20 protein-coding genes are annotated in these 15,399 nt (G+C 63.5%); 4 read left to right on the forward strand and 16 right to left on the reverse strand.

What is annotated here, in order from left to right; genetic code table 11:
* Positions 1-68 precede the first annotated feature (68 nt).
* The 3 genes from rraA (at position 69) to CGX12_RS04770 (ending at position 1,931) form a co-directional block, all read left to right on the forward strand.
* Positions 69-554, forward strand: a complete 486-nt coding sequence (rraA, locus tag CGX12_RS04760; RefSeq protein ID WP_094038751.1) for a ribonuclease E activity regulator RraA — start codon at positions 69-71, stop codon at positions 552-554.
* A gap of 127 nt (positions 555-681) precedes the next feature.
* Complete coding sequence (locus tag CGX12_RS04765) at positions 682-1,467, forward strand: threonine/serine exporter family protein (RefSeq protein WP_094038752.1); 786 nt, start codon at positions 682-684, stop codon at positions 1,465-1,467.
* Complete coding sequence (locus CGX12_RS04770) at positions 1,464-1,931, forward strand: threonine/serine exporter family protein (protein ID WP_217898117.1); 468 nt, start codon at positions 1,464-1,466, stop codon at positions 1,929-1,931. The genes CGX12_RS04765 and CGX12_RS04770 overlap by 4 nt, the downstream gene beginning before the upstream one ends.
* 34 nt (positions 1,932-1,965) lie before the next feature.
* Here CGX12_RS04770 and CGX12_RS04775 read toward each other — a convergent pair whose 3' ends face one another.
* From CGX12_RS04775 to CGX12_RS04825, 11 genes are all read right to left on the reverse strand, one after another.
* Positions 1,966-2,175 carry a cell division protein ZapB gene (locus CGX12_RS04775; protein WP_094038754.1) on the reverse strand — a complete coding sequence of 70 codons (210 nt, stop codon included), beginning with the start codon at positions 2,173-2,175 and terminating at the stop codon, positions 1,966-1,968.
* A 119-nt stretch (positions 2,176-2,294) separates the two neighbouring features.
* Positions 2,295-3,077 carry a serine O-acetyltransferase gene (gene cysE, locus CGX12_RS04780; RefSeq protein WP_094038755.1) on the reverse strand — a complete coding sequence of 261 codons (783 nt, stop codon included), beginning with the start codon at positions 3,075-3,077 and terminating at the stop codon, positions 2,295-2,297.
* 3 nt (positions 3,078-3,080) lie between these two features.
* Positions 3,081-4,013 (reverse strand): cation efflux pump FieF, encoded by a 933-nt coding sequence (gene fieF, locus CGX12_RS04785; RefSeq protein ID WP_094038756.1) that lies wholly within the window; start codon positions 4,011-4,013, stop codon positions 3,081-3,083.
* A 145-nt stretch (positions 4,014-4,158) separates the two neighbouring features.
* A complete protein-coding gene (locus tag CGX12_RS04790; RefSeq protein ID WP_094038757.1) occupies positions 4,159-4,461 on the reverse strand; it encodes a hypothetical protein in 303 nt (100 codons plus the stop codon).
* Positions 4,462-4,579: 118 nt separating this feature from the next.
* Positions 4,580-5,044, reverse strand: coding sequence for a tRNA (cytidine(34)-2'-O)-methyltransferase (locus CGX12_RS04795; protein ID WP_094038758.1), 465 nt, complete (start codon positions 5,042-5,044; stop codon positions 4,580-4,582).
* Entirely contained in the window at positions 5,037-6,410 is a 1,374-nt protein-coding gene (gene dinF, locus CGX12_RS04800; RefSeq protein WP_094038759.1) for an MATE family efflux transporter DinF, read from the reverse strand. The genes CGX12_RS04795 and dinF overlap by 8 nt, the downstream gene beginning before the upstream one ends.
* Positions 6,411-6,439: 29 nt before the next feature.
* Positions 6,440-7,087, reverse strand: coding sequence for an SCO family protein (locus tag CGX12_RS04805; protein ID WP_094038760.1), 648 nt, complete (start codon positions 7,085-7,087; stop codon positions 6,440-6,442).
* Positions 7,080-7,976, reverse strand: a complete 897-nt coding sequence (gene cyoE / locus CGX12_RS04810) for a heme o synthase (protein WP_094038761.1) — start codon at positions 7,974-7,976, stop codon at positions 7,080-7,082. Before cyoE ends, CGX12_RS04805 begins: the two co-directional genes overlap by 8 nt.
* Entirely contained in the window at positions 7,937-8,944 is a 1,008-nt protein-coding gene (locus CGX12_RS04815) for a COX15/CtaA family protein (protein ID WP_094038762.1), read from the reverse strand. Before CGX12_RS04815 ends, cyoE begins: the two co-directional genes overlap by 40 nt.
* Positions 8,945-8,952: 8 nt before the next feature.
* Positions 8,953-9,384, reverse strand: coding sequence for a redox-active disulfide-containing membrane protein (locus CGX12_RS04820; RefSeq protein WP_094038763.1), 432 nt, complete (start codon positions 9,382-9,384; stop codon positions 8,953-8,955).
* Positions 9,374-10,048: an SURF1 family protein gene (locus CGX12_RS04825; protein ID WP_094038764.1), complete on the reverse strand. Its 675-nt coding sequence runs from the start codon at positions 10,046-10,048 to the stop codon at positions 9,374-9,376. Before CGX12_RS04825 ends, CGX12_RS04820 begins: the two co-directional genes overlap by 11 nt.
* 26 nt (positions 10,049-10,074) lie before the next feature.
* On the opposite strand from CGX12_RS04825, the gene CGX12_RS04830 reads away from it, so the two are divergent.
* Positions 10,075-10,281: a DUF2909 family protein gene (locus CGX12_RS04830; protein ID WP_094038765.1), complete on the forward strand. Its 207-nt coding sequence runs from the start codon at positions 10,075-10,077 to the stop codon at positions 10,279-10,281.
* 18 nt (positions 10,282-10,299) lie between these two features.
* On the opposite strand, the gene CGX12_RS04835 is transcribed toward CGX12_RS04830, so the two are convergent.
* The 5 genes from CGX12_RS04835 to lexA form a co-directional block, all read right to left on the reverse strand.
* Complete coding sequence (locus tag CGX12_RS04835; protein ID WP_094038766.1) at positions 10,300-11,169, reverse strand: cytochrome c oxidase subunit 3; 870 nt, start codon at positions 11,167-11,169, stop codon at positions 10,300-10,302.
* A gap of 14 nt (positions 11,170-11,183) precedes the next feature.
* On the reverse strand, positions 11,184-11,711 hold the full coding sequence (locus CGX12_RS04840; protein ID WP_094038767.1) for a cytochrome c oxidase assembly protein: 528 nt from the start codon (positions 11,709-11,711) through the stop codon (positions 11,184-11,186).
* Positions 11,698-13,323 carry a cytochrome c oxidase subunit I gene (gene ctaD / locus CGX12_RS04845; protein ID WP_094038768.1) on the reverse strand — a complete coding sequence of 542 codons (1,626 nt, stop codon included), beginning with the start codon at positions 13,321-13,323 and terminating at the stop codon, positions 11,698-11,700. Before ctaD ends, CGX12_RS04840 begins: the two co-directional genes overlap by 14 nt.
* A gap of 9 nt (positions 13,324-13,332) precedes the next feature.
* Entirely contained in the window at positions 13,333-14,454 is a 1,122-nt protein-coding gene (coxB, locus tag CGX12_RS04850; protein WP_332461899.1) for a cytochrome c oxidase subunit II, read from the reverse strand.
* A gap of 291 nt (positions 14,455-14,745) precedes the next feature.
* Positions 14,746-15,363, reverse strand: coding sequence for a transcriptional repressor LexA (gene lexA, locus CGX12_RS04855; RefSeq protein ID WP_094038769.1), 618 nt, complete (start codon positions 15,361-15,363; stop codon positions 14,746-14,748).
* Positions 15,364-15,399: the final 36 nt, after the last annotated feature.

Consider the following 15,399-nt stretch of genomic DNA (forward strand, 5'->3'; position numbering starts at 1 on the left):
TTGTGATTGAAAACCGCTCCCGCCTCTTTATACTGAAAGTCACCTTGTTTCCAGATGTGGCTGATTCCATGGAATACAATACTTCTGAACTGTGCGATACCTACATGGACATGGTCGACGTGGTCGAACCCATGTTCTCCAGCTTCGGCGGCCGCAGCTCCTTCGGCGGCACCGTTTCCACCATCAAGTGCTTCGAGGCCAACGGCCTGATCATGGAGGCGGTCAAGGAGAATGGCGTGGGTCGGGTATTGCTGATCGACGGCGGCGGCTCATTGCGCCGGGCGCTTATCGATGCCGACATCGCCGAGACGGCGGCGGAAAACGGCTGGGAAGGCATTGTCTGCTATGGCTGTGTGCGGGAAGTCGACGCCCTGGAAGAACTGGACATCGGCATCCAGGCCCTGGCATCCATCCCGGTGGGCGCCGACGGCAGCGACATCGGCGAGCAGGACATTCCGGTCAACTTCGGCGGCGTGACCTTCCTGCCCGAGGATCATCTCTACGCCGATACCACCGGCATCATCCTCTCTCCCGAGCCCCTGGATATAGAATAAGGTTCCATCCTGCCAGCAGCCTGTCTCCGGACAGGCTTTTTTGTTTTATTACCTAAAAATTGATAGCCGACAACATTAACAGGTAAAAAGCGGAGTAAAAATACATCATCTTTAAGGAGGTGGTGTGATGCAGGACTGGCTCTCTCCCGCAGCCGACACGGCACAACGGCAGCTGTCGCGGCTGGTCATCCAGGCCGGCCAGTTGCTGATGCAGCATGGTGCCGAAAGCGCCCTGATCGAAGCCCTGACCCGGCGCCTCGGCCTGGCCCTCGGACTGGACGGAGTCGAAGTCAGCCTGGCCAATGATGCGCTGATCGTCACCACCCTGCTCCGGGGACACTGCCTCACCACCTGCCGGCGCTGTCCCGACAAGGGCATCAACATGCAGATGGTGTCGGAGGTGCAGCGGCTCTGCATCATGGCCGAGAAAGGGTTGCTCGACGGCCGGACCGCGGCTCGCCGGCTGGCCCGGCTCAAGCCGCTGCGCTATCCCCGCCCCCTGGTGATCCTGATGGTGGGGCTTTCCTGCGCCTCCTTTGCCCGCCTGGCCGGCGCCGACTGGCCGGTATTCGCCCTGACCCTGGTCGCCTCGACCTGCGGCATCTGGGTGCGCCAGGAGCTGGCCCTGCGCCACTTCAACCCCCTGCTCAACTTTGCCGTCACCGCCTTCATCACCACCCTGATTGCCAGCCAGGGGCTGCTGCATCGCTGGGGCGAGCAACCCTTCCTGGCCATCCCGTCCTCGGTGCTGATGCTGGTGCCGGGCTTTCCCCTGATCAATGCCGCCGCCGACATGGTCAAGGGCTATATCAACACCGGTCTGGCGCGCTGGACCATGGCCACCCTGCTGACCCTGGCCACCAGCATCGGCATTATCTCGGCGATGAACCTGCTTGGAATACGGGGGTGGTGATGGAGCTGCTGACAGGGCTGGCCAACGACATGCTGTTCGCCATGATACCGGCGCTGGGCTTCGCCCTGCTGTTCAACGTTCCCAGGAGCGCGCTCAAATACTGCGCCCAGGGCGGGGCCCTGGGCCATGGTTGCCGCTACCTGCTGCTGGCGATCGGCATGCCGATAGAATGGGCCAGCTTTCTCGCCGCCACCCTGGTGGGGATGCTGGGGGTCTACTGGGCCCGCCGCTTCCTGGCCCACCCCAAGGTATTCACGGTGGCGGCGGTGATCCCCATGATACCGGGAGTCTACGCCTATCGGGCGATGATCGCCCTGGTGGAGATCAGCCAGCACGGCTATACCCCGGAGCTGTGGGGCAGTCTGGTGGCCAACTTTCTCAAGGCGATGTTTATCGTGGCCGGGTTGGCCATCGGACTGGCGATGCCGGGGCTGCTGTTCTACCGGCGGCGGCCTTTGGTGTAAAAAAGATAACGCCGGCATGGCCGGCGTTCGGTACTCAGGCGTGTTCTTCCACCTGGTCGATCTTGCCCAACAGCACCCGCAGGCGCTCCTGCCAGGCATCGTGCTGCTGCTTCAGTTGCTGGTTTTCTTCGTCCAGACGGCCGTTTTGCTCCTTCAGCTCGTCCACTTCCATCTGCAACAGGGAAATGGTGTCTACCGCCGCCTGGATTTTGGCTTCCAGTTTTTCCAATACATCAAAAGACATGCACTAACCCCTAATCATCGTTATCCGGCCCGCAGGCCCCTCACGCCCGAGCATACCCCGGCCACTCCAAGACAACAAGCGGCCCCGGGGCTCTTTGCCGTCAATTTGTGCCGCCCGCCCTAGATATTCTGACTCATATCCAGCGACGGCTTGTCGGACCCGGGCCGGCCCACTATCCGGGCCGGCACCCCGGCAACGGTGGTGTGGGCCGGCACCGCCTCCAGCACCACGCTGCCGGCACCGATCTTGGCACCCTCGCCCACCTCGATGTTGCCCAGAATCTTGGCCCCGGCGCCGATCATCACCCCCTCCCGGATCTTGGGGTGACGATCGCCGCCTTCCTTGCCGGTGCCGCCCAGGGTCACGTTCTGCAGTATGGACACATCGTCCTCGATCACCGCCGTCTCCCCCACTACTATGCCGGTGGCGTGGTCGAACATGATGCCCTTGCCGATGCGCGCCGCCGGATGCACATCCACCCCGAACACCACCGAAATCTGGTTCTGCAGATAGGTAGCCAGGGAGCGGCGGCCGTGGCGCCACAGCCAGTTGGAGATACGATAGCCCTGCAGCGCGTGGAAGCCTTTGAGGTACAGCAAGGGAGTGGAAAACAGCGTCACCGCCGGATCCCTCTCCTGTACCGCACAGATATCCGTGGCCACCATGTCCAGGATGGCCGGCTCTTCGTCCAGCGCCACCTCTATCACTTCCCGCAAGCTGATGGCCGGCATCACCGAGCTTTCCAGCTTGTTGGCCAGGATAAAACTCAGGGCACACTTCAGGGTATCGTGGTTGAGGATGGTGGAATAAAAAAAGCTGCCGAGCATCGGCTCTTCCGCGATCATCCGCTGGGCTTCTTCGCGGATACGCAGCCAGGTTCTGGATTGAATGCCGTCTTCCATGGATTAGACCTTGTTTTCTATAAATTGATGTTCACTCATATCCTGGGAATGGGCCTCACGGGGAACGACCGAGATGGGGTCCATATGAATAATGACGTCGGTATCGGGAAACAGGGTGCGCAGTTCCCGCTCTGCCCTGTCGGCGATGCGGTGGGCTCGGACCAGGGGCAGCTGATCATCCAGCTCCAGGTGCAGCTGGATAAAACGGGTCGGGCCCGATTGCCGGGTACGCAGCTCATGCAGGCCACGTACCCCTTCCACCGCCAAACAGGTATCAATAATGCGCTTTTGCTCTTCTTCCGGCAACTGCCTGTCGAGCAACATCTGCACCGAGTCGTAGCCTATCTTCAGCGCTCCTCGCAGTATGTAACCACCGATCAGCACCGCGAAGGCGCCATCGGCCCAGTGCCAGCCGTACCAGGCCAGGGCGATGGCCAGCAGCACGCCAAAATTGAGCAGGATATCCGAGCGATAGTGCAGTTGATCGGCCCGGATGGCCACGGAGCCGGTGCGCCGGATCACATAGCCCTGGAACAGGACCAAGCCGATGGTCAGCACCATGGAAAACAGCATCACCCAGAGTCCAAGCTCCGCATGGGTCACCTCCTGGGCGTTCAGCAGCCGGGAAACACCGTTGATGATCAAAAAGATGGCCGAGCCGCTGATAAAGGCCGACTGGGCCAGCCCCGCCAGGGATTCGGCCTTGCCGTGGCCGAACTTGTGGTCCTGATCCGGCGGCACCAGGGCGTAACGGATGGCCATCAGGTTGATAAGTGAGGCGCTGATGTCCAGCAGGGAGTCGGTCAGGGAGGCGAGCATGCTGGCGGAGCCGGTGTAGAACCAGGCCAGCAGCTTGGCCAGTATCAAGGTGCCGGCCACCGCCGACGCGGCAACGGCGGCAGTGGTCACCAGGCGGGAATAGGAAGATGGCTTCATGGCGCGGCCGGGCAAGGGGATTTGGTTTAGTATACCCCCGTCGAGCGGCGAATGTGACCCCGAAGGCCGGGGCCTAAATGAAATGCCCCGCGGACGCGGGGCATGAGGGGTAATAATAAAATCGCTTGCCGTGGCTGTAGTGCTGCTATAAATCGCACAGCAGGCATTCCAGTTCCTGCTTGGCGTCATCGATCATCTGATACAGCTCGAAGGCATCCTGCCGCTGCAAAGTCAGGCTGACCTGCTGTTGCGGAGCCTCGTCGCACTGTTCGCAGACCAGTTCCATGCCCTGCTCGCCCCGCTTGAAGTAGACGTGTTCAAACTCGCTGGTAAAATGCTGATTACGCTCGATAATATCAACTTCCAGCAGGCCGGTCGGATTGACCACTATGTGGGCGTGAAGTGGTTCTGCGCCCTGTAGGGTATAGCTACATTGCCTTGCCAACATCTCCGTCTCCTTCTGCCTGAAAAATTGCCTCACTATTGTAGAACAGGCCCGGAGTGATCGATAAATAATCAATGGAGTTTCATGGTTATGCCTTAATAACCAGACCGTCTAAATGGTTTTATCGCGCTCCCGCAAAACCCTGCTGGCGCCAGGCTTCGTAGCTGATGACCGCCACCGCGTTGGACAGGTTCAGGCTGCGGCTGTCGGGCTGCATGGGGATGCGGATGCGAAATTCGGGCGCCACCGCCGCCAGCACCGCATCCGGCAGGCCCCGGGTCTCGGGTCCGAACAGCAGCACGTCGCCGGGCTGGTAGGCCGGCTCGTGGTGGTGCCGGCTGCCCTTGGTGGTACAGGCGAACAGGCGCCGCCCGGCCATGGCCGCCAGAAACGCCGCGTAGTTGGAGTGCAGCTGGATCCGGCCGAAATCCGCATAATCCAGCCCGGCCCGGCGCAGCTTCTTCTCCTCCAGGTCGAAGCCGAGCGGCTCGATCAGGTGCAGCCGGCAGCCGTTATTGCGCACCAGGCGCATGATGTTGCCGGTATTGGGGGCAATTTCCGGCTCGTAGAGGGCAATCTCAAACATCTTTAGTCTCTCTCATCAATACGGCCCCGCCGGTAAAACCCTGCCGACGATCGAGCCGCCACCAGGCCCAGCCCAGAGTCAGCCCCCGCGCCAGCATAAAGCAGAGCATGGCCAGCCAGAGGCCGTGGTTATCCAGACCCCGGGCCAGCCACCACACCGGGAAGAAGACCCCCAGGGTGGCGACCAGCATCATGTCGCGCATCTCCCGCCCGCGGGTAGTGCCGATAAAGATGCCGTCGAGGATAAAGCACCAGCAGGCGGCCAGCGGCATCAGCACCAGCCAGGGCAGGTAGAGGGCCGCCAGGCTCCGCACCTCGGGAATACTGGTGATCAGACCGATCAGCGGCTCACCGGCCAGGGCGAACACCAGGGTAAAGAGCACCGCCACCAGGGCGCCCCAGAACAGGTTGAGGGCGCAGGCCTGCCGGAATCGCTGTCGGTTGCCCTCCCCCACCGCCTTGCCCACCATGGCCTCCACCGCGTAGGCGAAGCCATCGAGGCCGTAGGAGATGAACATCAGGAAATTCATCAGCACGGCATTGGCCGCCACCACCCCATCCCCCAGCCGGGCGCCCTGGAAGGTCATAAAGGCAAAGGTCAATTGCAGGCAGAGGGCACGGATAAAGATGTCCCGGTTCAGCCCCAGCAGACGGCCGAAGGCCGCGCGGTTCAGGCAGCGCCGCCAGAAACCGGCACCGGGCCCGAGCCCGCGGCCGCGCAACGTTCGCCAGACCAGCCAGGCCCCCAGCCCCATGGCCAGGTAGTCGGCCAGCACCGAGGCCGCCGCCGCCCCCTTGACCTGCCAGCCCAGGCCCAGCACGAACCAGATATCGAGCAGGATATTGGCGCCGTTGCCCAGGATCAGCAACCACATGGGAGCCCGGGCGTTCTGGTTGCCCAGCAGCCAGCCCAGCAGCACCAGGTTGGTCAAGGCCGCCGGCGCGCTCCAGATGCGGATGCTCACATATTCACGGCCATGGTACTGCACTTCGGCGCTGCCGCCGGCCAGCCAGAAGGCCAGCTCCATCAGGGGCCACTGCAGCAGCAGGATCAGCAACGCCAGCCCCCAGGCCAGCAGCAGGGCCCGCGCCAGCACCTGCAACAGCCGCTCGCCATCACCTGCGCCGAAGGCCTGGGCCGCCAGTCCGGTGGTCGACATCCGTAAAAAACCGAGCAGCCAGAAGATCAGGCTGATGATGGTGGCGCCCACCGCCACCCCACCCAGGTAGTAGGCCTGCTCCAGATGGCCGATGACGATGGTGTCCACCAGGCCGAGCAGGGGCACGGTAATGTTGGACAGCACCATGGGCAGGGCCAGGGCGAACACCTGGCGGTGGCCGGCCCCGCTAAAGAAGGAAGACCCCATGTCGTCGGGTGAGCGGAGAAACGGGCGGCCTAGCCGCCCCATTGCCTGAGGATACGGGCCAGATCCCGGACCAGTTCATCCCCGTCGACCAGCGGCATCATGCTCTGCTCGTCGAAGCCGGGGCGGAAGGAGGCATGCAGTTCCCCCCTGGGATTGACCAGGGCGATGGAGGCGGAATGATCCACCAGGTAATCCTGCTCTTCCCGCTCGTGGATACCGTAGATCAGCCCCAGCTGCTGCACCGCCGGCATCAGTCGCTCGTGGCCGGCGGTCGCCGCCACGAAGTCGGGATTGAAGTAGGCGGTGTAGGCCTTGAGCCGTTCGGGCGTGTCCCGCTCCGGATCCACCGACACGAACACCACCTGCACCGGCCCGTTCAGTTGCCGCAGCTCGGGGTAGATTCGCGCCAGATCCGCCAGGGTGGTGGGGCAGATATCGGGGCAGAAGGTATAGCCGACGAACACCAGGCTCCAGCGCCCGGCAAACCGCTGCTCGGTAAAGGGCTCGCCGTCGGCGTCGAGCAGGCTGATGTCCTTCAGCGGCCGCGGCTCGGGGTAGACCACTACCGCCTCGGTCAGGCTATTTTCCTGGTTGTTGTACCAGGCGATGCCGCTCAGGGTGCCCGCTATCAGCAAGGCAACCGCCACTATCCATATCAGCTTGCTCGTATTAGCCATAGTCTATCCAGTGATCCGCCAGTATCAGCACGAACAGCCACATCAGGTGGCTGATTGAAAAGCGGAAACATTGTAGTGCGGTTTGCGGCCCAGGTCTAAACTTCAGGCGCCAGGCCCACTGGATAAAACGCAGGTTGAGCGCCAATGCCCCCAGCAGGTAGAGCGGGCCCGACATGCCCACCACCCAGGGCAGCAGGCACACCAGGGTGAGCAGCAGGGTATAGAGCAGCACGCAGGTCTTGGTGAACTCGATGCCATGGGTCACCGGCAGCATGGGAATGTCGGCCTTGGCGTAGTCGTCGCGCCGGTGGATGGCCAGCGCCCAGAAATGGGGCGGAGTCCAGGCGAAGATGATCATCACCAGCAGCAGGGCATGGCCATGGAAGCCCCCGCTTACCGCCGTCCAGCCCAGCAGGGGCGGCATGGCGCCAGCCAGGCCGCCGATGACGATGTTCTGGGGGGTTGCCCGTTTCAGCCAGACGGTGTAGACCACCGCATAGCCGAGCAGGGACGCCAGAGTCAGCCAGGCGGTCAGGGCGTTGACCCACAGCAGCAGCACCGCCAGTCCTGTTGCCGAGAGGGCAAAGGCAAAGGCCAGGGCGGGCACCGTCTGCACCCGGCCCTGGGCCACCGGCCGGTGGTAGGTACGGGCCATCTTGATATCGATGCGCCGGTCCAGCACATGGTTGATGGCCGCCGCCCCGCCCGCCATCAGGCCTATCCCCAGGGTGGCCGCCACCACCAGTTGCGGGCTCGGCAAGGCGCCGGTGAGAAACATCCCCACCACGGCGGTCAGCAGGATCAGCAGCACCACCTTGGGCTTGGTAAGGGCGAAATAATCCCGCCAGGTCAGTTCCCAGCGTCTGGGCAATAATGCGCTTCGTGCCATGTTTCCTCCCTGTAACGCCAGAGGCGTTCTCCGGTTCCCGTTAAAATCAGCAATAGCGCCGCCGCCCCGGCATTGTGGGCCACCGCCACCGCCAGCGGCAGGTGCAGCACCACGTTGGCCACCCCCAGGGCCAGCTGGCCAGCGACCCCCAGGGCCAGACAGGCTCCCCAGCCCTTCATGCCGCGTCGCTGCCACAGCCGCCAGGCCAGCGCCAGCAGCAGCAACGCGGTGACCAGGGCCCACAGCCGGTGGGCGGCATGGATGGTGACCCGCTCCTCCTGGCTGAGCACCCCGTATTGGTAAGTCTCGGCAGGCACCCCATGGGGATGGAAGGCACTCCACTGCCACTGGCCCAGCCAGTCACCCTGACACACCGGCAGCTCCAGGCAGGACAAGGCGGCATAGTTGGCCGCGGTCCAGCCACCCAGGGCGATCTGCAGCACCAGGGCGCCCAGCCCCGCCAGGTACCAGCCGCCCAGGCCGGCAACCCGGGGCGGCTCGGGCATCGCTCGCCGTCCCTGACAGATGGCCAGGAACAGCAGCGCCAGTATGGTAAAACCGCCCAGCAGGTGGCCCATCACCACGAAGGGCAGCAGGTTGAGGGTCACCGTCAGCATGCCCAGGGTCGCCTGCCCCGTCACCAGCGCCAGCAGCAGCCAGGCGGGAAGCCGGTAGGCACGGTGCACCGCCTTCAGCGACCACAGCGCCATCAGCAGTATGGTCACCCCCAGCAGGCCCGCCGCGTAGCGGTGCACCATTTCGTTGCGTGCCTTGACCGGCTCCAGCGGGCTGTCGGGAAAGCGCTCCGCCGCCAGCCGCTGGGCCTGCTCGGACTTGGGCACGGTGTGAAAGCCGTAGCAGCCGGGCCAGTCCGGGCAGCCCAGGCCGGCGTCGGTGAGGCGGGTATAGGCACCCAGCACCACCACCACCAGGGTCAGGGCAAAGGCAAAGAGACAAAGTTTACGCATGGCGCCTCCTATCCGGCCCGGGAAAACTTGAGCAGACGACGCAGATCCTCAAGCAGGGCCTTGCCGGTCAGCCGGTCCTGTTGCTCGTTGCCGCTCAGGGCATAGCGCATGACGAGTTGGCCGGGCGGATCCGCGATATAGACAAAACCGGCCTCCAGCCCGGGGCCGGCCGACACCGGCATCACCGCCACCCTTTCCTGGTCCCGTCCCAGGGCGAGGTCGATGTTGTGCAACAGGGAAGCGGCGTCGGCGCAGTGGCCGCATTCCGGCGCCAGCGGCAGCAGCAGCCGCCACTGGCGGGCCCCTTCTATCCGTCCCTCCACCCACTCCCCCTGGCCCTTGACCCCGGGGGTGAACCAGCCCTGCTGCAGAACGACCCAGGCCAGGGCTACCGGCAACAGGAATACCCCCACCAACGCCAACACCGGTTTATGTTTCATGCCGCCTCCGATAGAACACCAATGCCGCCACCCACACCGCCAGGGCCATGGCAAACCACTGCACCGCATAGCCCAGGTGCCGCTCCGGCCCCATCACCACCGGCTGCCACTCGGTTCCCTCCGTCTCCAGCCGCAACACGAACGGCAGCGTCCGTTGGCCCCAGCGGGCCCGCAGCAGGTCCGGGTCCAGCCCGCTGATGCGTCGGGTCTGGGGATCCGGGGCGCCACCCAGGGAAAGGGGCGGCCGGTAGGGCCGGACCAGCACGCCATTCAACTGCACCGGCCCTTCCGGTACCGCCACCACCGGCAGCCGCCGCCGGTCCGGATCCGCCGGCCACCAGCCGGCATCCACCGCCAGCAGGCCGTAGGGGCTCTGCAGCGGGCGGATCAGGCGGTAGCCCGCCCGCCCTTCGTGCATCTGGTTGTCGAGGAAGAGATCGCCGCCGGCCAGGTAAAGACCGCTCACCTCCAGGCGATAGCCGAAGGGGTTATCGATAGCCAGGGTTTCATCCAGATCCAGAGCGATGTCGCGCCGCTGCTGCCATTCCTGCAACAACTGCCGCTTGTCATCGGCCCGGGACAACTGCCAGATCCCCATGGTGACCATCAGCATGGTCATCAGCAGGGTCAGCGCCAACAATCCCCAACTTTTTCCTATACTCAAGACCTGGTCTCTCCGGGAAGCGATTGATGCTGTTCAAACTACTGATTGTCTTGCTGTTGTTGATGATGATCGGCAACCTGCTGCTGGGTCTCAGGGCCATGCTCGGCAACCGGGATCCGGCACTGATGGCCCGCTATATCGGTCGCCGCCTGCTGTTCGCCGTCATCATACTGCTGCTGTTGATCGCCGCCATGGCCAGCGGGCTGCTGGTGCCCCATCCCACCCCGGGATAGAGCACCAAATGAAGCCCGCTATAAAATATAGACGAAGACGAACAAACAGAGCCAGACCACGTCCACAAAGTGCCAGTACCAGCTGCTGGCCTGAAAGCCGAAATGCTGCGCCGGGGTGAAATGCCCCTTGTTGACCCTGAGCCACATGATGAACAGCATCAGGGTGCCCAGGGTGACGTGGGCCCCGTGAAAACCGGTGAGCAGGAAGAAGGTGTTGCCGTAGATGCCGGAATCCAGCCGCAGGCCCAGATCCCGGTAGGCGTGCACGTACTCCCAGGCCTGCAGGCCCAGGAACAGCGCTCCCAGCAGCACCGTTCCCCCCAGCCATTGCTTGAGCCGGGCCCGCTGCTCCCGCAGCAGCGCCAGGTGCGCCAGGTGCACCGTCACCGAGGAGGACAGCAGTATGATGGTGTTGACCAGCGGCAGGCCGAACCAGCCCATGGCGGTGGTTTCGATGCCGCCGGGGGTCAGTACCAGGGGCCAGACCGGATTGAACTCGGGCCACAGCACCTCGTGGGTCATGGCGTTGTTGCCGGCACCGCCCAGCCAGGGCACCGCCAGCACCCGGGCGTAGAAAAGGGCACCGAAGAAGGCACCGAAGAACATCACCTCCGAGAAGATGAACCAGCTCATGCCCTGGCGGAAGGATCTGTCCATCTGCTCGCTGTACAGGCCAGAGTGGGCTTCGTCAATCACGTTGCCGAACCAGCCAAACAGCATAAAGGTCATCACCAGGGTGCCGGCACCGAACACTACGGGCCCCCAGATGCCGGCGATGCCCGCCGCCCACATGCCGGCCCCCGACGCCAGCAGGAAAAGCCCGACCGCCCCCACTATGGGCCAGGGGCTCTGGGCCGGAACATAATAACTCTGAGTCTTGACCGCCATGACTGCCTCCTTGCTCAGCTGCGCGTGGCAACCTGCTCGCTGATGTCGTAAAGGGTATAGGACAGGGTGAACACCTCGATATGACCGGGCAGGGCTTCATCCACATAGAAGCGCATCGGCATCACCGCCTGCTGCCGCGCCGCCAGGGGCTGCTCCTGGAAACAGAAGCACTCGGTCTTGCGCAGGTAGCCCGCCGCCACCCCCGGCGACACCGAGGGAATGGCCCGCAGCACCCGGTCCTCCGCCACATGGCTGGTCACGATGAAGTCCACCTGGTGCATCTCGCCCGGATGCACCTGCAGCCGGCGCACCGAGGGTTCGAAGTCGCCGCTGAGGCCCTTGGCCTTGTAGGTCACAAACTCCACGGTGATCAGCCGCTGCTCGTCCATGGTCCTGGACTCCGCCGCCGCGCTGGTGGCGGTCTTGCCATTGAGGCCGGTGATATCGCAGAACACGTCGTACAGGGGGACCAGGGCGAAGCCGAAGCCGAACATCCCCACCGCCACCAGACCGAGCTTGAGCGCCTTTTTACCGTGATCCATTGCCTTCCACCTCCGGGGGGGTGCTGAAGGTGTGGTAGGGCGCCGGCGAGGGCACCGTCCACTCCAGGCCGTGGGCCCCTTCCCAGGGGCAGGCCGCCGCTTTTTCTCCGCCGCGGATGCACTTCACCAGCACCGCCACGAAGATCAGCTGGGACAGGCCGAAGGCGAAGCCGCCGATGCTGACCAGGGCGTTGATGTCGGCGAATTGCAGGGCGTAGTCCGGGATCCGCCTGGGCATGCCGGCCAGCCCCAGGAAATGCATGGGGAAAAAGAGAATGTTCACCGAAATCACCGAGCACCAGAAATGCCACTTGGCCAGCCGCTCGTCGAACATGTGGCCGGTCCATTTCGGCATCCAGTAATAGGCCGCCGCCATGATGGAAAAGATGGCGCCGGACACCAGCACGTAGTGGAAGTGGGCTACCACGAAGTAGGTGTCGTGGTACTGGAAGTCGGCCGGGGTGATGGCCAGCATCAGGCCGCTGAAACCACCGATGGTAAACAGCACGATAAAGGCCAGGGCGAACAGCATGGGCACCTCGAAGCTGATGGAGCCCCGCCACATGGTGGCCACCCAGTTGAACACTTTGACCCCGGTGGGCACCGAGATCAGCATGGTGCAGTACATGAAGAACAGCTCCGCCGCCACCGGCATGCCCACGGTGAACATGTGGTGGGCCCATACCAGGAAGCTCAGGCCGGCGATGGAGGCGGTGGCGTACACCATGGAGGCGTAGCCGAACAGCCGCTTGCGGCTGAAGGTGGGCACTATGGCCGAGATGATGCCGAAACTCGGCAAGATCATGATGTACACCTCGGGGTGGCCGAAGAACCAGAAGATGTGCTGGAACAACACAGGGTCGCCGCCCCCGGCCGCGTCGAAGAAGCTGGTGCCGAAGTACTTGTCGGTGAGCACCATGGTCACCGCCCCCGCCAGCACCGGCATCACCGCGATCAGCAGGAAGGCGGTGATCAGCCAGGTCCAGCAGAACAGGGGCAGTTTCATCCAGGTCATGCCCGGCGCCCGCAGGTTCCAGATGGTAACGATGACGTTGATCGCCCCCATGATGGAGCTGATGCCCATGATATGGATGGCGAACACGAACAGGGCGGTGCTGTCCGGCGCGTAGGTGGTGGACAGGGGCGCGTAGAAGGTCCAGCCGAAGTTGGGGCCGCCGCCGGGCATGAACAGCGAGCTCAGCATCAGCAGGAAGGCAAAGGGCAATATCCAGAAGCTCCAGTTGTTCATGCGCGGCAGCGCCATGTCGGGCGCCCCTATCATCATGGGGATCATCCAGTTGGCCAGGCCCACGAAGGCGGGCATGACGGCGCCGAACACCATGATAAGGCCGTGCATGGTGGTCATCTGGTTGAAGAAGTTCGGCTCCACCAGTTGCATGCCGGGCTGGAACAGCTCGGCACGGATCACCATGGCCATGCTGCCGCCCAGCAGGAACATGGCCAGGCTGAACAGCAGGTAGAGACTGCCGATGTCCTTGTGATTGGTGGTCAACAACCAGCGCATGATGCCCCTGGCCGGGCCATGGTGGTGATGGTCGTCCGCCACGCCCAACTGGCCGTTCGCGGTCTGAGTACGGTCTAACTGCGTCATCCCTGCCCCCTATTGTCCCTGCCTGGCTTCATGGATGTCCTTGGGCTGCACCAGATCGCCGGTGTCGTTGCCCCAGGCGTTGCGCTCGTAGGTGATGACGGCGGCCAGCTCCTTCAGCGCCAGCTGCCGGTCAAAACTCTGCATGGCGGTACCCGCCTTGCCGTAGAGCACGATGTCGATATGGGCGGCCCTGTCGTTCAGCACCATCTGGCTACCCTTGAGCGCCGGAAAAGCGCCGGGGATCCCTTCGCCATTGGCCATGTGGCAGGCGGCGCAGCTGCGCTGATAGACCTGCTCGCCCAGGGCCATCATCTCCTCCATGGTCATCTCCATGGCCAGCAGTTCCTGCTCGGCGGCCCGGGCGGCGGCCTGCTCCGCCTTGGCTTGCGCCAGCCAGTCGTCGAACTCGGCGGCCGGCCGGGCATCCACCACTATGGGCATAAAAGCATGATCCTTGCCGCACAGCTCGGCGCACTGGCCCCGGTAGATACCGGGCTGGTTGATGCGGGTCCAGGCCTCGTTGATAAAGCCGGGGATGGCGTCCTTCTTGACCGCGAAGGCCGGCATCCACCAGGAGTGGATGACGTCGTCGGCAGTGATCAGGAAGCGCACCTTGCGATCGGTGGGCAGCACCAGGGGCCGGTCCACCTCCAGCAGGTAGTTGTCGCGCTTGCGCAGGCTGCCGTCGATTTCCTGGGGCAGGGTCGCCAGCAGGCTGAAAAACTCGACGTCCTCGCCGAAGTAGCGGTAGTGCCACTTCCACTGGGAGGCGGTGACCTGCACCGTCAGATCCGACTGGCTGGCATCCTCCATGGCGATCAGGGTGCGGGTGGCGGGAATGGCCATGCCCACCAGGATCAGGAAGGGAATGATGGTCCAGAGGATCTCCACCTTGGTGCTTTCGTGAAACTGGGCGGCCTTGGCGCCCCTGGACTTGCGGTGGTGGATGATGGCCCAGAACATGACCCCGAACACCACCAGGCCGATCAGCGCACAGATGATGAGTATGGTCATGTGCAGGCCATACACCTTCTGGCTGATATCGGTGACCCCCTGGGTCATGTTGAAACGGCTTTGCGCCCACACGGGCAACGATGCCACTAGCGACAGCAGCAGAACGATCGGCTTCACACGCACCCCCAAAAAGTCTTGGTCCTTTATTTTGGCGCACTCGCAAGAGAGTCAGTGCTTACCGAACCACCGCGTCCATCGGTCCGGCACACACTAAGTAAAGCATTGATTATGAAAAAGTAAAAAAATGAAAAAAGAAGCGGGAAGCGGGAAGCGGGAAGCGGGAAGCGGGAAGCGGGAAGCGGGAAGCGGGAAGCGGGAAGCGGGAAGCGGGAAGCGGGAAGCGGGAAGCGGGAAGCGGGAAGCGGGAAGCATGCTAAGCCCCCGCCAACCCCAAGGCAAGCGGACGAGTTAAAAGTCGGTGTTGCGGATCACGCCCACCGCCAGGCCCTCGATGGTCAGTTCCTGGCTGCGCAGATCGACCTCGATGGGAGACAGCTCCTCGTTCTCCGGCAGCAGGCTGACCTTGCTGCCCTGGCGCCGGAAGCGCTTGACCGTGACTTCATCGTCGAGCCGGGCCACTACTACCTGGCCGTTGCGGGCCTCACCGGTCTTGTGCACCGCCAGCAGATCGCCGTCCATGATGCCGATGTTCTTCATGCTCATGCCCCTGACCCGCAGCAGGAAATCGGCCGGCGGATGGAACAGGGCCGGATCCAGCTTGTAGTGGCTTTCTATGTGCTGCTGCGCCAGGATGGGCTCGCCGGCGGCCACCCGCCCGATCAGCGGCAGGCCCGGCTCTTCCTCCGGCTCTTCTTCCTGGGCCAGGCGAATGCCGCGGGAGGTGCCGGGCATCATCTCGATCACCCCTTTCTTGGCCAGGGCCTTCAGATGCTCCTCGGCGGCGTTGGCGGACTTGAACCCCAGGGACTGGGCAATTTCGGCACGGGTGGGCGGCATGCCGGTCTGCTGGATATGCGCCTTGATGATTTCCAGCACCTGGGACTGACGGGGGGTTAGCGCTTTCATAGGGAACCTGTCTTTTTATACAGCTAACTGTCAGTA

This window comes from Zobellella denitrificans (assembly GCF_002237365.1).
Taxonomy (GTDB): Bacteria; Pseudomonadota; Gammaproteobacteria; order Enterobacterales; family Aeromonadaceae; genus Oceanimonas; species Oceanimonas denitrificans.